The following is a 15,769-nucleotide window of genomic DNA, read 5'->3' as shown; positions in this document are numbered from 1 at the left end:
GCGCTTCGCGCCGACATCCCCGATATAGCGCCCGGGAGGTTGGCGAGGGACGTCTCACTCGCCAACCGGGTCAGGTCCGGAAGGAAGCAGCCCTAACGAGACCGAACGGGTCTTCGTCCAGCCTCCCACCCGATGCCAGCCGCGTAAATGGTCCGATCGGCCGGCGGCGGCATTGACCCTCGCCTCCCGATTGGCGAAACCAGCTTCATGACCGATCCAATCGACGCCGCCACCGCAGACGAGCCGGGCTTCGCCGGCTTCGACCCCGCGCCTGTGCCGGCCGTCGCCGCGCCGACGCCCTATCGTGTGCTGGCACGCAAATACCGCCCGGCCCATTTCGGCGACCTGATCGGCCAGGACGCGATGGTGCGCACCCTGACCAACGCCTTCGCGGCAGGCCGCATCCCGCAGGCCTGGATGCTGACCGGTGTCCGGGGTGTCGGCAAGACCACGACCGCCCGTATTCTCGCCCGTGCCCTCAACTACCAGACCGCCGATGGCGGCGGCGCGCCGACCACCGATCTCCGCGAATTCGGCGTCCATTGCCGCGACATCATCGAGGGTCGGCATATCGATGTGATGGAGCTCGATGCGGCTTCGAACAACGGCGTCGAGAACGTCCGTCAGCTCATCGAGGGCATCCAGTACGCGCCAGTTTCCGGCCGCTACAAGGTCTACATCATCGACGAGGTTCACATGATGTCGACGGCGGCCTTCAACGCGCTGCTGAAGACGCTGGAAGAGCCGCCGGCCCACGCCAAGTTCATCTTCGCGACCACCGAGATTCGCAAGGTGCCGATCACCGTGCTGTCGCGCTGCCAGCGCTTCGACCTGCGCCGCGTCGAATCCGATGTGCTGGTGAACCATCTCTCCGGCATCTGCCGCACCGAGAGCGTCGAGGCCGAGGATGAGGCGCTCGCCGCCGTCGCGCGTGCTGCCGAAGGCTCGGTGCGCGATTCGCTCTCGATCCTCGATCAGGCCATCGCTCATGCGGCTGGCCGGATCACGCTCGACGATATCCGTTCCATGCTCGGCCTCGCCGATCGGGCCCGCGTCATCGATCTCTTCGAAGCGGTGATGAAGGGCGATATCGCCTCGGCCCTTGGCGAGCTGCGCGCGCAATACGATGCCGGCGCCGATCCGGTCGTGGTGCTGAACGATCTCGCCGAATTTACCCATCTGGTGACCCGCCTCAAGCTCGTGCCCGAGGCGGTGAAGGACGCGACGCTCGCCCAGGCCGAGCGCGTGCGCGGCGGCGATTTCGCCCAGCGCTTGTCGATCCGCGTGCTCGCCCGCACCTGGCAGATGCTGCTCAAGGGCATTGCCGAGGTGAAGCAGGCCGACCGGCCGGTGATGGCAGCCGAGATGGTGCTGGTGCGCCTCGCGCATGCCGCCGACATGCCCACGCCGGACGAGGCCCTGAAGATGCTCCGCGATGGCGCGGGCGCCATCCCCGGCGGAAACGGCCAAGGAAACGGCAATGGCGGCGCCCCCCGCCCGCCGTCCGGGGGCGGCAACACCGCGCTCGCCGCCAGGCCGATCCTCGCCAGCGCCAACCCCGCCCCCGTCGCCGCGCCGCGTGCGGCCGTCGCGCCGCAGGCGATCGTCGCCTCGATCGAGGACGTCATTGCGCTCGCCTCGCAGCATCGCGAGATCACCTTGAAGATCGCGCTGGAGCGCGATGTCCGGCCGGTCCGTTTCGAGCCCGGCCGCATCGAGTTCTCGCTGGTCGAGGGCGCCTCGCGCACCTTGGCGCAGGATGTGTCACGCAAGCTCAAGGAATGGACCGGCCAGACCTGGATGGTCGCGGTCGTCAACGCCGAGGGCGGCGCGACGATGCGCGAGCAGGCCGCCGCCGCCAAGGATCAACGCGAGAGCGATGCCGCAGCGCACCCTTCCGTCAAGGCGGTTCTGGAACGCTTCCCCGGGGCACGCATCGTCGATGTCCGCGACCCGCGTGCCGTCGAGGCGGCCGAGAATGCTGCCACGTCGGGGGCCGAAGGCGATTATCTGCCGGATGGCGACGAGCCTCTCTTCGACGATGCCGAACCGGATTTCGACGGCATCGATTTCTGATACCGACCGTTACAACCCGTTCCGAGGAGGATTTCCCATGCGCGACATGATGGGTCTGATGAAGCAGGCTCAGCAGATGCAGCAGAAGATGGCCGACATGCAGGCGGAGCTCGAGACCATCGAGGTCGAGGGCACGGCCGGCGGCGGCATGGTCACGCTGACGATGACGGCCAAGGGCGCGCTCAAGAGCGTGAAGATCGACCCCAGCCTGATGGTGCCGGACGAGCGCGAGATCCTCGAGGACCTGATCGTCGCGGCCGCCAGCGACGCTCGCGGCCGCGCCGAGCGTGTCATGCAGGAGCGTATGGCCGAGGTCACCAAGGGCCTGCCGATTCCGCCCGGCATGAAGCTGTTCTGAGTTCCGGCCCAAGCACCGCATGTCCCGTACCGTCGCCGGCCCGGAGATCGAAAGGCTGATCCAGCTCCTGGCGAAGTTGCCGGGGCTCGGGCCGCGCTCGGCCAGGCGCGCCGCCCTGCATCTGGTCAAGAAGCGCGAGCAGCTTCTCGGTCCGCTTTCCGAGGCGATGGTAGTTGCACGCGAGCGCATCGTCGTCTGCTCGACCTGCGGCAATGTCGATACCAGCGATCCTTGCGGCCTCTGCACCGACCCGCGCCGCGATGACAGCTTGATTGTCGTCGTCGCCGATATCTCCGATCTCTGGGCGCTGGAGCGTTCAGGCGCGGTCTCCGGCCGCTATCATGTGCTGGGTGGCGTGCTCTCGGCGCTCGACGGCGTGCGCCCTGAACACCTGTCGCTCGACGCGCTGGTGGGGCGCGCCTCCGATCCGGTGGTGAAGGAGGTCATACTCGCGCTCAACGCCACGGTCGATGGCCAGACCACGGCGCATTTCATCACCGACCTGTTGGCGCATCTGCCGGTCAAGGTGACCAAGCTCGCCCATGGCGTGCCGGTCGGCGGCGAGCTCGACTATCTTGACGACGGCACGCTGGCCGCCGCCATCCGCCAGCGCACCGGCTTCTGAGTCTCAGAATTTGTAAGCGATGCTGGCGCGGGCGCTGTGGGTCGTCAGTTCCTGCGCGCCGTTGAGGCCCGGGAAGGCGCCCGAGGTCTCGAAGCGGTTCTTGCCGAAATCGGTATAGCGGTACTCGACGCCCAGGATGAGGTTGTCGGTGAAGGCGAAATTGACGCCGGCGCCGACGTTCCAGCCGGTTCGCGTGCTGGTCAGCCGTTCTCCGAAGCCGGCCGGATCGAAGACGCGGCGCTCGAACTCGGTGAAGGAGGCGCCGCCTGTCGCATAGATCATCAGCCGGTCGAAGGCATAGCCGATGCGGGCGCGCGCCGAACCCTGCCAATCCTGGCTGACGCGGGCGGCAATGCCGACGCCGTCGAAGCGACTGCGGCTGTTGACGGCTTCGACATCGCCCTCGATGCCGAGCACGATGCTGCCGAACTGGTAGTTGAAGCCGGCATGCGCGCCGCCGAAGGCGGAATCGTCGTCGGCGCGGAAGTTCATCGGCGCAAGGGGGCCTACGGCTGAGCCCATCCGGACACGGTTGCTGCCCCAGGAATAGCCGCCCTGCACGCCGGCATAGATGCCGGTCCAGGAGTAGAAGGCCGGCAGCTCCGGCGCCGGCGGCAGCGCGACGCCGCGCAGGTCGGCCGCGCCGGCCGCTCCTGATAGCAGGAACGCGAGGCCCGTCAGGCCGGCTTTGAGCAGCTTCGTCATCGGCTTTCCGTTGAATCGCTGCGCCAGCCATGGCGGCGGCGCAGGTCGATAACGAAGCATTAAGGTTAACAATCGGCTAAGCTCGCCGCGAAGCTTGCAGTTACAGGAACAATTGCAGTCCGGGCCTGTTGCCCACAAGCTGGGCCTGAAGCATTTTCGAGCGAAGTGGATGCCGGTTCGCGTCAAGAAAATGCGATAGCCAATGGACTGGAGCATGGCCGCGCTTCTTCGAGGCGCGGCCATGCTCCAGCAACGGAGACCGAATCCCGAGATGGCTTTCTTGAAGCGGATGACCGGCGCTGCGGGGATAGGCGTTGCGCTCGGCTATCTCTCGGGGATCGTCTCTGGCCGCAATGGCCGCCGCAAGCGGGAGGCGGCGCGCGGCCGGCATGCGCGGACGCCGCTGCAGATGACCTGGCTCGGCTGGAAGGATGTCTTGCTGCGCTTCGCGGGCAATGTCGTCGACAACCGCCTGACCTCGCTCGCCGGTGCCGTCGCCTTCTTCACCCTGCTGTCGCTGGTGCCGGCGCTTTCCTTGCTGGTCACGATCTACCGCTATTTCACCGATCCGGCTACGATCGCCGGCCAGCTCGACGCGGTGACGACCGTGTTCCCGGAAGCCGCGCGCGAGCTTATCCATGAGCAGGCGCTGCGATTGTCGAGCAATTCCGGCTTCTCGCTCTCGCTGACCTTCGTGATCAGCTTTCTCGTCGCGACCTGGTCCGCCAATGCGGCGGTGAAGGCGATCTTCGACGCGCTCAACATCATCTACCGCGAGCAGGAGAAGCGCAGCCTTCTCAAGCTGAACGCGGTCTCGCTCTTCACGACGGTCAGCGGCATCGTTCTGCTCGCGCTGGTGCTGATCATCATCGCGAGTCTGCCAGTGGTGACGGCGCTCTTCCCATTCCATTCCGAGCTGGAGCGGCTGATCCGGCTCGTGCGCTGGCCGATCTTCCTCGTCATTGCGACGCTCTCCATCGCCTGCCTCTACTGGATCGGTCCGAGCCGCGAGCGCATGCGCTTCGTCTGGGTCATGCCCGGCGCCATCGCCGCCGCGCTGCTCTGGGCAGCGGCCTCCTATGCCTTCTCCTGGTATGTCAGCACGCTCGGCAACTACACGGCCGCCTACGGCTCGCTGGCGACCGTCGTCGTCTTCATGACCTGGCTCTGGCTGTCGGCGACGATCGTGCTCGCCGGTGCCGAGCTCAACGCCGAGCTCGAACACCAGACGGCCCACGACACCACGACAGGTCGGCCGAAGCCGCTCGGCGCGCGCGGTGCGACATTGGCCGATCGCATCGGCCCCCCGCGCGCCGGCTGATTTCGTCTTTTCAACGCGCTCGCATTGCAGCTCTGCAATCTCGCGCTTGCCATGCAAGGAGGCGACAAGCCGCGGCCGAAGCGCCATCTTGTGTTCAGGACGCAGCCAAGCTGCGCCCTGAAAGGACATCATTATGACTGTGGTTCAGGACAAGGCGCCGGTGCGGCTCGAGGCCCATGACGCGCCCTATCACATTGGCGCGGTGACCTTGCGGGTGCGCGACCTGCCGAAGCTCACGGCCTATTATCGTGACGCCATCGGGCTCGAGCTCCTGCGGGAAGCGCCGGGCATCGCCGAGCTCGGCGTCGGCGGCACGGTGCTCGTCCGCCTCGTCGCGGGTGCCGCGCAGCCGACATCGGCCGCAGGCCTCTTTCACCTCGCCATCCTGCTGCCGTCACGGCGCGATCTCGCCAACTGGCTGCGCCATGCGGCCGTGGCCGGCGTCCGGCTCGAAGGCGCCTCCGACCACCTCGTCAGCGAGGCCCTCTATCTCTCCGATCCGGAAGGCAACGGCATCGAGATCTATCGCGATCGCAAGCGCAACGAATGGCCGCGCCGGTCCGATGGTGGCATCGCCATGGCGACCGAGCGGCTCGACCTCGACCGACTCGTTGCCGAGGCCGATGCTGGGGCCTATGCCGGCATGCCGGAAGGGACCGGCATGGGGCACATCCATCTGCGCGTCGGGGACACCGCTGCGGCCGAGACCTTCTACCATGGCCTGCTCGGCTTCGATGTGATGGTGCACTATCCGGGCGCGAGCTTCCTCTCAAGCGGCGGCTATCACCATCACATCGCCGGCAACATCTGGGGCAGTCGCGGCGCCGGTCCGCGCGGCGTAGGGGAGGCTGGGCTCGATCGCTTCGAGATCATCGCACGGGATGCGTCCGACTTCGCTGCGATGCGTGAGCGCATTCTAGCGGCCGGTGGTGAAGAGATCGACGGCGTGCCAACCATCGCCGATCCCTGGAAAAACCAGATCGTCCTGGTCGGCTGAGCCGGCTCAGCGCGCCAGCAGATGCGAGCGGCGCGTTCCGCCACTGTCGGGAATGAAGCCGTTCGCTTCCCAGAAGGCGGCGGCGCGCTGATCGGCGGCGCGTAGCGAAAGCCGCGGCGCCAGGGCGAGCCCTTGCTGGATCAGCGCGGTGGCGAGTACGCGGCCGATGCCTGTTCCGCGGTGCAGCGGTCGGACGTAGACATGCCGTACACGCAGGAGGCCGGGCGCCGGATCGTAAGGATCGGGCGTGATCGCGCCGATCCCGGCAAGCTCGCCCTCATGGAACGCCGCGAAGACGGCAAAGCGATCGTCGCCGCCGTCATAACGCCCAGCAAGCCATTCCTCGCGCAAGCCTTCGATGAAGGCGAAGCTCTCGGCGCTCGCCTCGCTGCGCAACGCCTCGAATTCGTCCGGCAGGCTGTCCGCCAGCCGGACGATCTGGACGCGCGCTTCGCTCACAGGCCCTCGAACAGGGCGCTGGAGATGTAGCGCTCGGCGAAGGAGGGGATGATCACCACGATCGTCTTGCCGGCATTCTCCGGCCGCGCCCCGATTTCGAGCGCCGCGGCGACGGCCGCGCCCGAGGAGATGCCGCCTGGAATGCCTTCGCTCTTGGCGAGGGCGCGGGCCGTGTCGAAAGCGGTCTGGTTGCCGATGGTCACCACCTCGTCGATGATCGAGCGGTCGAGCACGCCCGGCACGAAACCGGCGCCGAGGCCCTGGATCTTGTGCGGGCCGGGCTGGCCGCCGGAGAGCACCGGTGAATCCTCCGGCTCGACGGCGATCATCTTCACGCCGGGCTTGCGCGCCTTCAGCACCTGGCCGACGCCGGTGATGGTGCCGCCGGTGCCGACGCCGGAGACGACGATGTCGACCGCGCCTTGCGTGTCGTTCCAGATCTCCTCCGCCGTCGTCTTGCGGTGGATCTCGGGATTGGCGGGGTTCTCGAACTGCTGCGGGATGATCGCGCCGGGAATCGAGTCGCGGAGCTCTTCCGCCTTGGCGATGGCGCCGCGCATGCCGCCGGGGCCGGGCGTCAGGACCAGTTCGGCGCCGAGCAGGAGAAGCATCTTGCGCCGCTCCAGCGACATCGTCTCCGGCATCACCAGGATCAGGCGGTAGCCGCGCGCGGCGGCGGCGAAAGCGAGCGCGATGCCGGTGTTGCCGGAGGTCGGCTCGATCAGCGTGCCGCCGGGCTTGAGTGCGCCGGAGGCCTCCAGCGAGTCGATCATGTTGACGCCGATGCGGTCCTTCACGCTCGCGATCGGGTTGAAGAATTCGAGCTTGGCAAGGATCGTCGCCTTGACGCCGCGCTCGGCCGGCAGGCGGTTGAGCCTGACGAGCGGCGTATCGCCGATCGTGTCGGTGATCGAGTTGTAGACGCGGCCGCGACCGGGGGCCTTGGCGGCGGTCGTTGCGGACTTCTGTGCTGCTTCAGCCATGGCAAACTCCTTGGATCGGATCCGGCATTCGTGAAGTTAATGTAATTCACGCAATTTGTCGAAGAAAGAGATAAATTACATCTTTATATTGTGAAATTAGGATGGGAACCATCGTCGTTGGCCGCCGCCTTTTCCGTGGCGCGGCGGCAGAGTTCCTCGACGGTGATGCCGTCCAGTGTCGAGAGAAAGGCGGCGGAGGCGGTTTCGACCTCGGGCGCGATGATGCCGTCGATCAGCGGCGAATGCGGCATCGGCCCGAGCGTGTCCTCGGAGCCGTCCAGCATGGCGGCGCGCACGATGTCGCCGGCCGTGATGCGCCGCCGCTCGCGGGCGAGTTCGTAGCCGCCGCGCGGGCCGCGCACGCCCTTCAGGATGCCGGCGCGCACCAGCGCCTGCAGCAGCGTCTCGAGATGGCGTGGCGGCAGCTCGTGGCGGGCGGCGAGCAGTTTCGCCGCGACCGGCAGCGGCCGTGCGTGCAGCGCGATGTCGACCACGGCCGCGATGGCGAGCAGGCTGCGGCGCGAGAGCAGCATCATGGCGTGTCACCCATACGCGTGCCGCCCGAAATGCCAGTCGAGCCATAGCCGCCGGCGCCGCGAGCCGTCGCGTCGAGGGTCGATACCTCGAGGAGTTCGGCTTGCGTCACCGGCGCAATGACGAACTGGGCGATCCGGTCGCCGCGCTGGATCGAGAACGGCTCCTGACCTTGGTTGATCAGCACCACCGAAGCCTCGCCGCGATAATCGCTATTCATGACGCCGCGCAGGGTGAACACAGGGCTATGCCGCCGGTTTGGTGACATCACCGCATTCGTTTGGGTGAAGACAGCGGCCTTTGCGGGCCGGATTTGCAAGGCGAGTTCCAAGCGCTGCACCATTCCTTAGAATGTTCCGACGAGGGCCCGACAACGCGGACTTGTCAAATCGGTAAGAGCCACTTTTCTTCAAACCCCCGTCGAACCGAAGCCGCCTCGGCCTCTTTTGGTCGAGACTGAGAATTCTTCCACAATTTTAAATGTTGGCCTAAGTATTGGTAGAAATACTAGCTGAGCGATACGATCTCCTGGTGTAATAATAATGGGTTCGCTGCCCGGAATCGTGCGAAGCCAGGCGCTTATAAATATCTGGTTCGTATAGTCTGCGTCTATCGTGCCAACGCCTTGTCCAAGAATCAGCCCTTTCTTGTGGCCGAGTCCAGATCTTGCGAGAAGAAACGCCGCCACGTTAGGATCATTCATTTGTACAGCGATGCCAGATGGAATTAATATAGCTGGCGCCTGAGGTTCAATTATAATAGGGTTTTCTATACAAGCAAAAAGGTCAATACCTGCCGATTGCTCTGTCTGGTAGCTGGGGATGCCCCAATCATAAATTCTTTTATCTAGAATTATAAGTTCGAATGCCGGGTTTTTTGAGGGTTTGATCAATTTTGCACTCATTACCCATGGGTTTCTAAACGAGGAGTGGTGTAGTTCTCGCTTGGTACCTCAAGAACGCAGGTATCCTTGAGTTGCTGCTGCCTCGCTGCTTTACCCATCTTTTTCGCGAGTATCTTCCTTCGGCTCTGCAACGAGATCGCTAACGGTCGCTCCAAGAGCCTGAGCAATTTCCCAGAGGCTGACAGCAGTGGGATTGCGTTGCCCCATTTCCAAAGCGCTGACGTGTGCACGGTCTACGCCTAGACGCTGCGCGACCTGCGCCTGTGTCAGCCCTTTCGCCAGCCGTAGCGCGCGTGCGTTAGCCGCGATCACCATACGAATATCCATGCATCACTGGTAGGGCTTGCGAGCGATTTAACGCGACGCGGTTTAATGCGTTGCGTTTTAGCGCGTTGCGCTTTAATGCACATTTCGCGTTTTCGGCTCGCAGCACGCGGTGGGCTCGGGCTGTCTTTGAGTGCCGAACAATGTCGCGAGCGCGCAGTGAAGCTCGGTCGCAATTTCGATGGTGCCTTGGATGAAGCGCCTAACACGGGCGGATCGAAGTAAGTTGGAAGATTTCCCACTTCCCTAGGTATTGGATGCCGAGCGTTCACTGGACCTTCGCATGCGAGGGCCGTCTTCGGGATGACTGGGTGGAACGGCACTGGCCCGGCGAACCGCCTCGCAATTTCGAGCTTGACAGCGGGTTCGCACGGTCTGATTTTTATATCATACATTGTCTTCTATAAGAATACATATGGCCGTTCGCTCTCTCTCCTCAACGCTCAAGACTCTGGCGGTCTGCGACATCGTCGCGGCCTCGCCGAAGCCCTTGCGATTGGCCGATGTCGTGCGGGCGAGTGGCGACGCGCGCGCGGTCGTCTATCAACGGCTGCGGACGCTGGTGGAGGCCGGCCTGCTCGACCAGACTGAGGACGGCGCCTTCCGGTTGGCGCTGCGCTTCCAGTTTTATGCGGTGCGTGCGCTGGAACAGGCCAATCTCGGCGAGCGCAGCAGCGAGCTGCTCCAGCAGATCGTCGACGAGAGCGGCGAAACCGCCACGATCTCGGTGGCAGACGGCTATCACGCCGTCATCATCAACCGCGTCGAATCCCGGCAGGTTCTGCGAGCCGATCTGCGCGTCGGCGCCAAACTGACGCTCGGCGGCAGCGCGTCGGGCGCCGTGCTGGTCGCTTTCGGGTCGGAAGAGATGCGCGAGAGCCTGCGCCAGCAAGGTGTCGCGCTTCCGCCGGAAGCCGAATTGCAGGCGGTCCGCGAGCGCGGTTACGCCGTCTTCGCGCCGACAGACCCGCATTTGGTAGCCGCCGTCGCCGCGCCCGTCTTCGATGCCGCCCGCCAATGCGTGGCGGTGCTGGCCATTTCAGGCCCGATCTTCCGCTTCGACCACGACCGCTGCGGCCTCATCGTCGTCGCCGGCGCGCGGCGCCTCAGCGCGCAGTTTGGACATTCCTGACATGACGGTTTCCGCCCTGCTCGCCACGGAAGGCCCGCTGCTGCCGCGCGCGCTGATGCGCGGCCCCGAGGAGCTGATGCGGCCGGAGCGGCTCGCCGCCATCCAGCCCTCGCGCGTCAGCGCCTCGCGCAACCTGATCGCGCGGGCCTCGCGCCAGCGCTGGACGATCACGCAGAAGGCCTTCGACATCGATGAGAGGGGCTGCGGCCACGCCCGCTATGCGATCGAGGCGGGGAGCTGGCGCTTCTCCTTCCCCATCTTCTCCTTCGAGCCCTCGGCGCGCGAACGCACCGGGCGCATCATCGGCCGCGCCTGGGACATGATGGGCGCGCTGGTCGAGGGCGAGATGTCGCGCGCGGCGGTCGAGACCCTTCAGGGCGAATTGCCCAAACTCTACGAAGGGCGCGCTACCCCCGGCACCCTGACCTGGGCGCGCTCGAACCGCTCGGGGCGCCTGTTCGACCTCGCCGTCAGCGCCCTGGCCAGAGGCGAGCAGCCGCCGGTCGAAGCGCTCGGCGGCACCTGCTACCTGATGCGCAACACCGGCATCGACGGCAACGGAACCTTCGGGACCAAGTCGTTCCTGGCCTATGAGAAGGACCATCCGCTGCGCGCCTCGCTGCAGGCGCAGATGCTGACCGCCTATATGATGCGGGTCTTCGCGCTCGATCTGGTCCAGCATTTCGCCCGGCTTCACGGCGGCGCGAAGGCCACGGGTTTCGTGCCGGATCTCGCCCGCTTCCTCGGTGTCGGCAACGGCTCGGCGCTCGGGCTGATGTTCTTCGTCAACAACCACCCGCGCCTGATCAACCAGTGGCTGACGATCCGCGAGACAGCGATCGCCCATGGCAAGCTGGTGGCTGTCGGGCGGGATGCGGCGCCGCTGCGGACACTGGCAAGCCTGCTCGACAAGGCGATCGTCGCGCGCCGGCAGGACCGATCGGAATACGAGTCCTTCACGCCGAGCCTGCGCATCGCCGAGGACCTGATCGTCATCCGCCGCGAGCTCGAAGCACTCATCGCGCGGGTCCAGGCGGGGGAGGCGGGGGCCACGCCGCTCCTCGATTTCACCGCCTCGCTCGACGGCCGCGTCCATATCGAGGCGCTCGAGACCTTGCTCTCGCTGCTGATCGAGCTGGTTCCGGATGTCGCCGACAGCCTGTCGGAAACGCTGGTCATCGACGAGGAATTGACCGGCCGGCCGGAAATGCGGCTCGGACGCCTGCGCGAGATCGTCCGCAGCGACTACCGCTGGGCCTTCGAGCTCGACCTCACCTCCGAGCGCTCGCAGCGCTATGTCTGGTACAAGTCGCGCACCGCCGAGGAGCCGCGGCGCGGTCCGCGCGAAGAGATCGGAGAAGTCCATAATCTTGGGCTCGACCTGCCTCGGCTGATCGTGGCGCTCGATCGCGACCTGCGCGAGGCGGATCCGCAGGCGAGCATCGCCCGCTTCCTGCTCCAGCATCCCGAGCACCGGCTCGTCGCGACGCGCGTCCAGGCCCTGGCCGGGCTGCCCTTCCACTCGCCGCATGCCGACATCATGAGCGAGGATTTCGTGCCGGCACAGATCACGCGCCTGCTGAATGTCGGCATCCACGGCATCGACAAGGCGCGCGACTTCCTCAACCGCAACCTGCGCGGCGTGATTTTCCATGGCGCGCCGACGCCGGCCGATCTGGCGGCAGGAACCGCCGATCCTCACTGGTTCTATCCTCCGGAGCCCCGCTCATGACGGAGCTGCGTCTCACCCTGCGCGAGATACGCCTGATCATCGAACGGCTGGTCCAGGCGGCCGGCGTCGCGCCGGGCCTGCTCTTCGCCACCCGCGATGCGGCGGCGGTGTCGGCGGTCCTGCCGGTCGCAGGCTTTGCCAACCTCGCGGCGGAAATTGCCGCGCTGGCCGCTTCGTCCGCGCAGCCGGCCAAGCTCAGCGAAGGCCAAGACGGCGTCCTGCAGGTCGATGTCACCGGCCAGCACCCCTGGCTCGTCGCCGAGGCCCTGCTCGACCTCGCCGTCGAGCAGTTTCGGCTCACGGGGCGCGGCGAGGTTCTGGCACGCGGCGCCGTGAGCCCGCGCGAGCTGGGCGTGGTCGCTGGGTTGGCCGAAAAGCACGGCCTCGCGGCGACCTGCTCCGACACGGCGGACGGCGTGCTCCTTCAGGTCCGGCCACGCCCGGTAGAGGCGGTGAGCCTGCTCGATCGCATCCGGCGAGAGGGCTGTGTCGTCGAGGCCAATCTGTGGTGGCCGCTCTACCACGCCTCGCATGCGGCGCTTGCCCCCGATTCCTTCGAGAGCCGCCGCCATGCCGGCACGATCCGCGTCGAGGCCGATGGCCGCATCGTCGGCCGCAACGACGAGGACGAGACCGATCTCGCCATGCTTGCTGCCGACCCCGCGCGGCTGCGCCCCGCTTCCATCCCGTAAAGGTTCAAACCGATGCTGATCGACGGCTTGCAATGCGGCTTCTATGGCCGCGACGTGTTCGAGGAGCTGAAGGCGGGCGGCTTCACCTGCGTCACGCCGACGCTCGGCTTCTGGGAGGGCGCGATCGAGTCTTTCGACGCGATCGGCAAATGGCGCGACATGGCGCGCGCCAACAGCGACCTCGTCACCATCGCGCTGAAGACCGACGACATCCTTGCCGCCGACCGTGACAGCAAGACCGCGCTGCTGCTCGGTTACCAGAACACCAACCTGCTCGACGGGCGCATCCGCTATGTCGAGCTCTTCGCCGATCTCGGCGTGCGCGTCCTGCAGCTCACCTACAACAACCAGAACGATATCGGCTCGAGCTGCTACGAGGCGGTCGATCCCGGCCTTTCCCGCTTCGGCCGTGAGGTCGTGCGCGAGATGAACCAGTGCGGCATGCTGGTCGACTGCTCGCATGTCGGCGACAGGACGACGCTCGACGCGATCGAATGCTCGCAAAAACCGATCGCGATCACCCATGCCAACCCGTCGTCGGTCTTCCCGCACAAGCGCAACAAGAGCGACGAGGTGATCAAGGCGCTGGCCGCCAAGGGCGGCATCATCGGCTGCGCCGCCTATCGCAACATCATGCCGGTCGAGGCCTGCGACCGGGTCGATGCCTGGGCCGAGATGGTGGCGCGGACCGTCGACATCGCCGGCATCGACCATGTCGGCCTCGGCACCGATTTCAGCCACCACACCAACCAGAATTATCTGGACTGGATGCGCAAGGGGCGCTGGACGCGGACGGTGCAATACGGGGCGGGCTCCGCGACCAATACCGCTCCGAGCGAGAAGCCGGCTTGGCTCAAGAAGATCAGCGGCCTCGCCGCGGTCGCGCCGGCGCTGGCGAAACAGGGGTTCAACCCGGAAGAAGTCGAGAAAATCACCTCCGGGAATTGGCTGCGGGTCTATCGCGCGGTGTTCGGCTGAGAGGAGAGAACCATGACCGGCGACTACGCTTCGAGCCTACGGCTCTCACGACGGAAACTGCTCGTCGCCGCCGGCGCGGGCAGCCTGTCCATGCCCTTCATCCGTCGCGCCCATGCGGCAGAGGCGATCTACGTCAACACCTGGGGCGGCCCCTGGGAAGAGGCGGCACGCGCCGTGCTCTTCGACCCCTTCACCCAGGCGACGGGGATCGAGATCAAGACGATCGCCCCGGTCTCCTTCGCCAAGCTCGCGGCACAGGTGCGCACCGGCGTCTATGAATTCGACGTCACCACGCTCGGCGTCTCCGAGCTCGCCCGCGCCAACCATGCCAACCTTCTCGACAAGTACGACGAGAGCAAGATCCCGGCAGCCTCGCTCTGGCCGGGCGCGGTGACGCTCAACGGCGTCAACTCCCACGCCTTCGCCAATATCATCGCCTACCGGAAGGACAAGTTTCCCGCCGGTGGCCCGAAGAACTGGGCCGAGTTCTGGGACACGGCCAGGTTCCCGGGCTCGCGCTGCCTGCAGAACTATTCCGCCCGCGTGCTCGCCTTCGCCCTGATGGCCGACGGCGTCGCCCCGGCCGATCTCTTCCCCTACGATCTCGATCGCGCCTTCAAGTCGCTCGACCGGATCAAGAAGGATGTCCGCGTCTGGTGGAGCCAGAGCCCGCAATCCCAACAATTGCTGCGGGATGGCGAGGTCGAGCTGATCGGCATGTGGAATACCAGCGCCCAGCAGCTTATCGACCAGAAGGTGCCGATCGCCCTGAGCTACGACCAGGCGGTGATCGACGTCGCGGCCTGGGTCGTGGCGCGAGGCACGCCGCGGACGCGCAATGCCTGGCGCTTCATCGAGTTCGCCGTGCAGCCGGAGCGGCTGGCGCAGTTCGCCCAGCGCAACAATTACGGCCCGATGAACCCGGCCTCGTTCAAGGCCCTGCCGCCGGAGGTCGTCGCGCGCATGCCGACCTCGCCGGAAAATCTGGCCAAGGCCGTCGTCCTGAACGCGGAAAAGCTCGGCCCGCAATTCGACGTCATGGCGAAGCGTTTCGAGCAATGGCTGTCGAGCTGACACGCCCAGCACTTGCGGCGGAGACGCCCGCGCTCCCCGCGCGGACGCCTCTGGCTGCGCTCTTGCGTCCACCCGTCATCCTTTATGTGCCAGCGGCGCTGTTCCTCACGGCCTTCTTCCTCGTCCCGCTCGGCCTCGTCGTCTGGACGAGCGTCAGCGACCCGGAATTCGGCGTCGGCAACTACACGACCTTCTTCGCCTCGCGCTACGACCTTGCCGTGCTGGCGCGGACCTTCCAGACAGCCTTTACCGTCACGCTCGCGAGCCTCGTCTTCGCCTATCCGATCGCCTATGTCGCGGCCCGGCGCGGCGGCGCAGTCGGCGGCTTCCTGCTCGGCGTGGTCGCGCTCAGCTTCTGGACCAGCTTCCTGGTGCGGACCTATGCCTGGATGGTGATCCTGGGGGCGAAGGGACCGGTGGTCGGGCTTTTGACCGCGCTCGGCGTCAGCCCGCCGCCGCGCCTGCTCTTCACCACCTTCGCCGCCACCTTCGCCATGGCGCATATGCTGGTGCCCTTCATGGTGCTCGCGCTCTATGCCGTGATGAAGCGGATCGACGAGAGCTATATGCGCGCCGCCGCTAGCCTCGGTGCCCGGCCCTTGCGGGCCTTCCTCACGGTCTATTTCCCGCAGAGCCTGCCCGGCGTGGTCAACGGCGCGACGCTCGTCTTCATCACCTGCCTCGGCTTCTACGTGACTCCGACCCTGATCGGCAGCCCGCAGGACAAGATGATCGCCGGGCGGATCGGGCAGGAGATCGAGCAACTCCTCGATTTCGGCGCCGCTTCGGCCACCTCGATGATCCTGCTGGCCGTCGCGCTCGCGCTGTTCGCGCTCTACGACCGCTTTTTCGGCATCGACAGGATGTGGAGGTAG

General features: G+C 66.0%; 18 protein-coding genes and 1 other RNA gene. 12 read left to right on the top strand and 7 right to left on the bottom strand.

Going from position 1 to position 15,769, the window contains the following annotated elements:
* Positions 1-33: 33 nt before the first annotated feature.
* The 4 genes from ffs (at position 34) to recR (ending at position 3,059) form a co-directional block, all read left to right on the top strand.
* An RNA gene (gene ffs / locus CE453_RS27695) (signal recognition particle sRNA small type) lies at positions 34-130 on the top strand.
* Positions 131-207: 77 nt separating this feature from the next.
* Positions 208-2,076 (top strand): DNA polymerase III subunit gamma/tau, encoded by a 1,869-nt coding sequence (locus CE453_RS27690; protein ID WP_089178189.1) that lies wholly within the window; start codon positions 208-210, stop codon positions 2,074-2,076.
* Positions 2,077-2,113: 37 nt separating this feature from the next.
* Positions 2,114-2,434 (top strand): YbaB/EbfC family nucleoid-associated protein, encoded by a 321-nt coding sequence (locus CE453_RS27685; protein WP_089177521.1) that lies wholly within the window; start codon positions 2,114-2,116, stop codon positions 2,432-2,434.
* A 19-nt stretch (positions 2,435-2,453) separates the two neighbouring features.
* The gene (gene recR / locus CE453_RS27680) at positions 2,454-3,059 is read left to right on the top strand and encodes a recombination mediator RecR (protein ID WP_089177520.1); all 606 of its coding nucleotides are present in this window, start codon (positions 2,454-2,456) and stop codon (positions 3,057-3,059) included.
* A gap of 3 nt (positions 3,060-3,062) precedes the next feature.
* Here the strand turns inward: recR and CE453_RS27675 are convergent, their stop codons facing one another.
* A complete protein-coding gene (locus CE453_RS27675) occupies positions 3,063-3,764 on the bottom strand; it encodes an outer membrane protein (RefSeq protein WP_157733232.1) in 702 nt (233 codons plus the stop codon).
* Positions 3,765-4,035: 271 nt separating this feature from the next.
* Here CE453_RS27675 and CE453_RS27670 point away from each other — a divergent pair, with 271 nt between their 5' ends.
* Both CE453_RS27670 and CE453_RS27665 read left to right on the top strand, forming a co-directional pair.
* Positions 4,036-5,085, top strand: coding sequence for a YihY/virulence factor BrkB family protein (locus CE453_RS27670; protein ID WP_157733231.1), 1,050 nt, complete (start codon positions 4,036-4,038; stop codon positions 5,083-5,085).
* Between the two features lie 133 nt (positions 5,086-5,218).
* Positions 5,219-6,082, top strand: a complete 864-nt coding sequence (locus tag CE453_RS27665) for a VOC family protein (RefSeq protein WP_089177517.1) — start codon at positions 5,219-5,221, stop codon at positions 6,080-6,082.
* A gap of 6 nt (positions 6,083-6,088) precedes the next feature.
* Here the strand turns inward: CE453_RS27665 and CE453_RS27660 are convergent, their stop codons facing one another.
* The 6 genes from CE453_RS27660 to CE453_RS27635 form a co-directional block, all read right to left on the bottom strand.
* Positions 6,089-6,541, bottom strand: a complete 453-nt coding sequence (locus CE453_RS27660; RefSeq protein ID WP_089177516.1) for a GNAT family N-acetyltransferase — start codon at positions 6,539-6,541, stop codon at positions 6,089-6,091.
* Positions 6,538-7,524, bottom strand: a complete 987-nt coding sequence (gene cysK, locus CE453_RS27655; RefSeq protein WP_089177515.1) for a cysteine synthase A — start codon at positions 7,522-7,524, stop codon at positions 6,538-6,540. Before cysK ends, CE453_RS27660 begins: the two co-directional genes overlap by 4 nt.
* A gap of 83 nt (positions 7,525-7,607) precedes the next feature.
* Entirely contained in the window at positions 7,608-8,060 is a 453-nt protein-coding gene (locus CE453_RS27650; RefSeq protein WP_089177514.1) for an RrF2 family transcriptional regulator, read from the bottom strand.
* On the bottom strand, positions 8,057-8,401 hold the full coding sequence (locus CE453_RS27645; RefSeq protein WP_089177513.1) for a dCTP deaminase/dUTPase family protein: 345 nt from the start codon (positions 8,399-8,401) through the stop codon (positions 8,057-8,059). The genes CE453_RS27650 and CE453_RS27645 overlap by 4 nt, the downstream gene beginning before the upstream one ends.
* Positions 8,402-8,467: 66 nt before the next feature.
* Complete coding sequence (gene dut, locus CE453_RS27640; RefSeq protein WP_089177512.1) at positions 8,468-8,962, bottom strand: dUTP diphosphatase; 495 nt, start codon at positions 8,960-8,962, stop codon at positions 8,468-8,470.
* Positions 8,963-9,052: 90 nt separating this feature from the next.
* Positions 9,053-9,289 (bottom strand): helix-turn-helix domain-containing protein, encoded by a 237-nt coding sequence (locus CE453_RS27635; RefSeq protein ID WP_089177511.1) that lies wholly within the window; start codon positions 9,287-9,289, stop codon positions 9,053-9,055.
* Positions 9,290-9,701: 412 nt separating this feature from the next.
* Here CE453_RS27635 and CE453_RS27630 point away from each other — a divergent pair, with 412 nt between their 5' ends.
* From CE453_RS27630 to CE453_RS27605, 6 genes are read left to right on the top strand one after another with little or no spacing between them, the layout of a single operon-like run.
* Positions 9,702-10,418: an IclR family transcriptional regulator gene (locus tag CE453_RS27630; RefSeq protein ID WP_089177510.1), complete on the top strand. Its 717-nt coding sequence runs from the start codon at positions 9,702-9,704 to the stop codon at positions 10,416-10,418.
* A gap of 1 nt (position 10,419) precedes the next feature.
* The gene (locus CE453_RS27625) at positions 10,420-12,150 is read left to right on the top strand and encodes a hypothetical protein (RefSeq protein WP_089177509.1); all 1,731 of its coding nucleotides are present in this window, start codon (positions 10,420-10,422) and stop codon (positions 12,148-12,150) included.
* The gene (locus CE453_RS27620; protein WP_089177508.1) at positions 12,147-12,842 is read left to right on the top strand and encodes a hypothetical protein; all 696 of its coding nucleotides are present in this window, start codon (positions 12,147-12,149) and stop codon (positions 12,840-12,842) included. Before CE453_RS27625 ends, CE453_RS27620 begins: the two co-directional genes overlap by 4 nt.
* 12 nt (positions 12,843-12,854) lie before the next feature.
* Positions 12,855-13,820 (top strand): dipeptidase, encoded by a 966-nt coding sequence (locus tag CE453_RS27615; protein WP_089177507.1) that lies wholly within the window; start codon positions 12,855-12,857, stop codon positions 13,818-13,820.
* A gap of 12 nt (positions 13,821-13,832) precedes the next feature.
* A complete protein-coding gene (locus CE453_RS27610; RefSeq protein ID WP_089177506.1) occupies positions 13,833-14,894 on the top strand; it encodes an ABC transporter substrate-binding protein in 1,062 nt (353 codons plus the stop codon).
* The gene (locus tag CE453_RS27605) at positions 14,879-15,769 is read left to right on the top strand and encodes an ABC transporter permease (protein ID WP_089177505.1); all 891 of its coding nucleotides are present in this window, start codon (positions 14,879-14,881) and stop codon (positions 15,767-15,769) included. Before CE453_RS27610 ends, CE453_RS27605 begins: the two co-directional genes overlap by 16 nt.

It is taken from the genome of Bosea sp. AS-1 (genome assembly GCF_002220095.1).
GTDB lineage: Bacteria > Pseudomonadota > Alphaproteobacteria > Rhizobiales > Beijerinckiaceae > Allobosea.
Note: the sequence above shows the minus strand (reverse complement) of the source record. Positions and strands in the feature narration are given on the sequence as shown.

Excerpts from the sequence above, each read along its gene's own strand:
- CE453_RS27690 (WP_089178189.1), top strand. The coding sequence starts at position 208 with ATGACCGATCCAATCGACGCCGCCACCGCAGACGAGCCGGGCTTCGCC.
- CE453_RS27685 (WP_089177521.1), top strand. The coding sequence starts at position 2,114 with ATGCGCGACATGATGGGTCTGATGAAGCAGGCTCAGCAGATGCAGCAG.
- recR (WP_089177520.1), top strand. The coding sequence starts at position 2,454 with ATGTCCCGTACCGTCGCCGGCCCGGAGATCGAAAGGCTGATCCAGCTC.
- CE453_RS27675 (WP_157733232.1), bottom strand. The coding sequence starts at position 3,764 with ATGACGAAGCTGCTCAAAGCCGGCCTGACGGGCCTCGCGTTCCTGCTA.
- CE453_RS27670 (WP_157733231.1), top strand. The coding sequence starts at position 4,036 with ATGGCTTTCTTGAAGCGGATGACCGGCGCTGCGGGGATAGGCGTTGCG.
- CE453_RS27665 (WP_089177517.1), top strand. The coding sequence starts at position 5,219 with ATGACTGTGGTTCAGGACAAGGCGCCGGTGCGGCTCGAGGCCCATGAC.
- cysK (WP_089177515.1), bottom strand. The coding sequence starts at position 7,524 with ATGGCTGAAGCAGCACAGAAGTCCGCAACGACCGCCGCCAAGGCCCCC.
- CE453_RS27650 (WP_089177514.1), bottom strand. The coding sequence starts at position 8,060 with ATGATGCTGCTCTCGCGCCGCAGCCTGCTCGCCATCGCGGCCGTGGTC.
- CE453_RS27645 (WP_089177513.1), bottom strand. The coding sequence starts at position 8,401 with ATGGTGCAGCGCTTGGAACTCGCCTTGCAAATCCGGCCCGCAAAGGCC.
- dut (WP_089177512.1), bottom strand. The coding sequence starts at position 8,962 with ATGAGTGCAAAATTGATCAAACCCTCAAAAAACCCGGCATTCGAACTT.
- CE453_RS27635 (WP_089177511.1), bottom strand. The coding sequence starts at position 9,289 with ATGGATATTCGTATGGTGATCGCGGCTAACGCACGCGCGCTACGGCTG.
- CE453_RS27630 (WP_089177510.1), top strand. The coding sequence starts at position 9,702 with ATGGCCGTTCGCTCTCTCTCCTCAACGCTCAAGACTCTGGCGGTCTGC.
- CE453_RS27625 (WP_089177509.1), top strand. The coding sequence starts at position 10,420 with ATGACGGTTTCCGCCCTGCTCGCCACGGAAGGCCCGCTGCTGCCGCGC.
- CE453_RS27620 (WP_089177508.1), top strand. The coding sequence starts at position 12,147 with ATGACGGAGCTGCGTCTCACCCTGCGCGAGATACGCCTGATCATCGAA.
- CE453_RS27615 (WP_089177507.1), top strand. The coding sequence starts at position 12,855 with ATGCTGATCGACGGCTTGCAATGCGGCTTCTATGGCCGCGACGTGTTC.
- CE453_RS27610 (WP_089177506.1), top strand. The coding sequence starts at position 13,833 with ATGACCGGCGACTACGCTTCGAGCCTACGGCTCTCACGACGGAAACTG.
- CE453_RS27605 (WP_089177505.1), top strand. The coding sequence starts at position 14,879 with ATGGCTGTCGAGCTGACACGCCCAGCACTTGCGGCGGAGACGCCCGCG.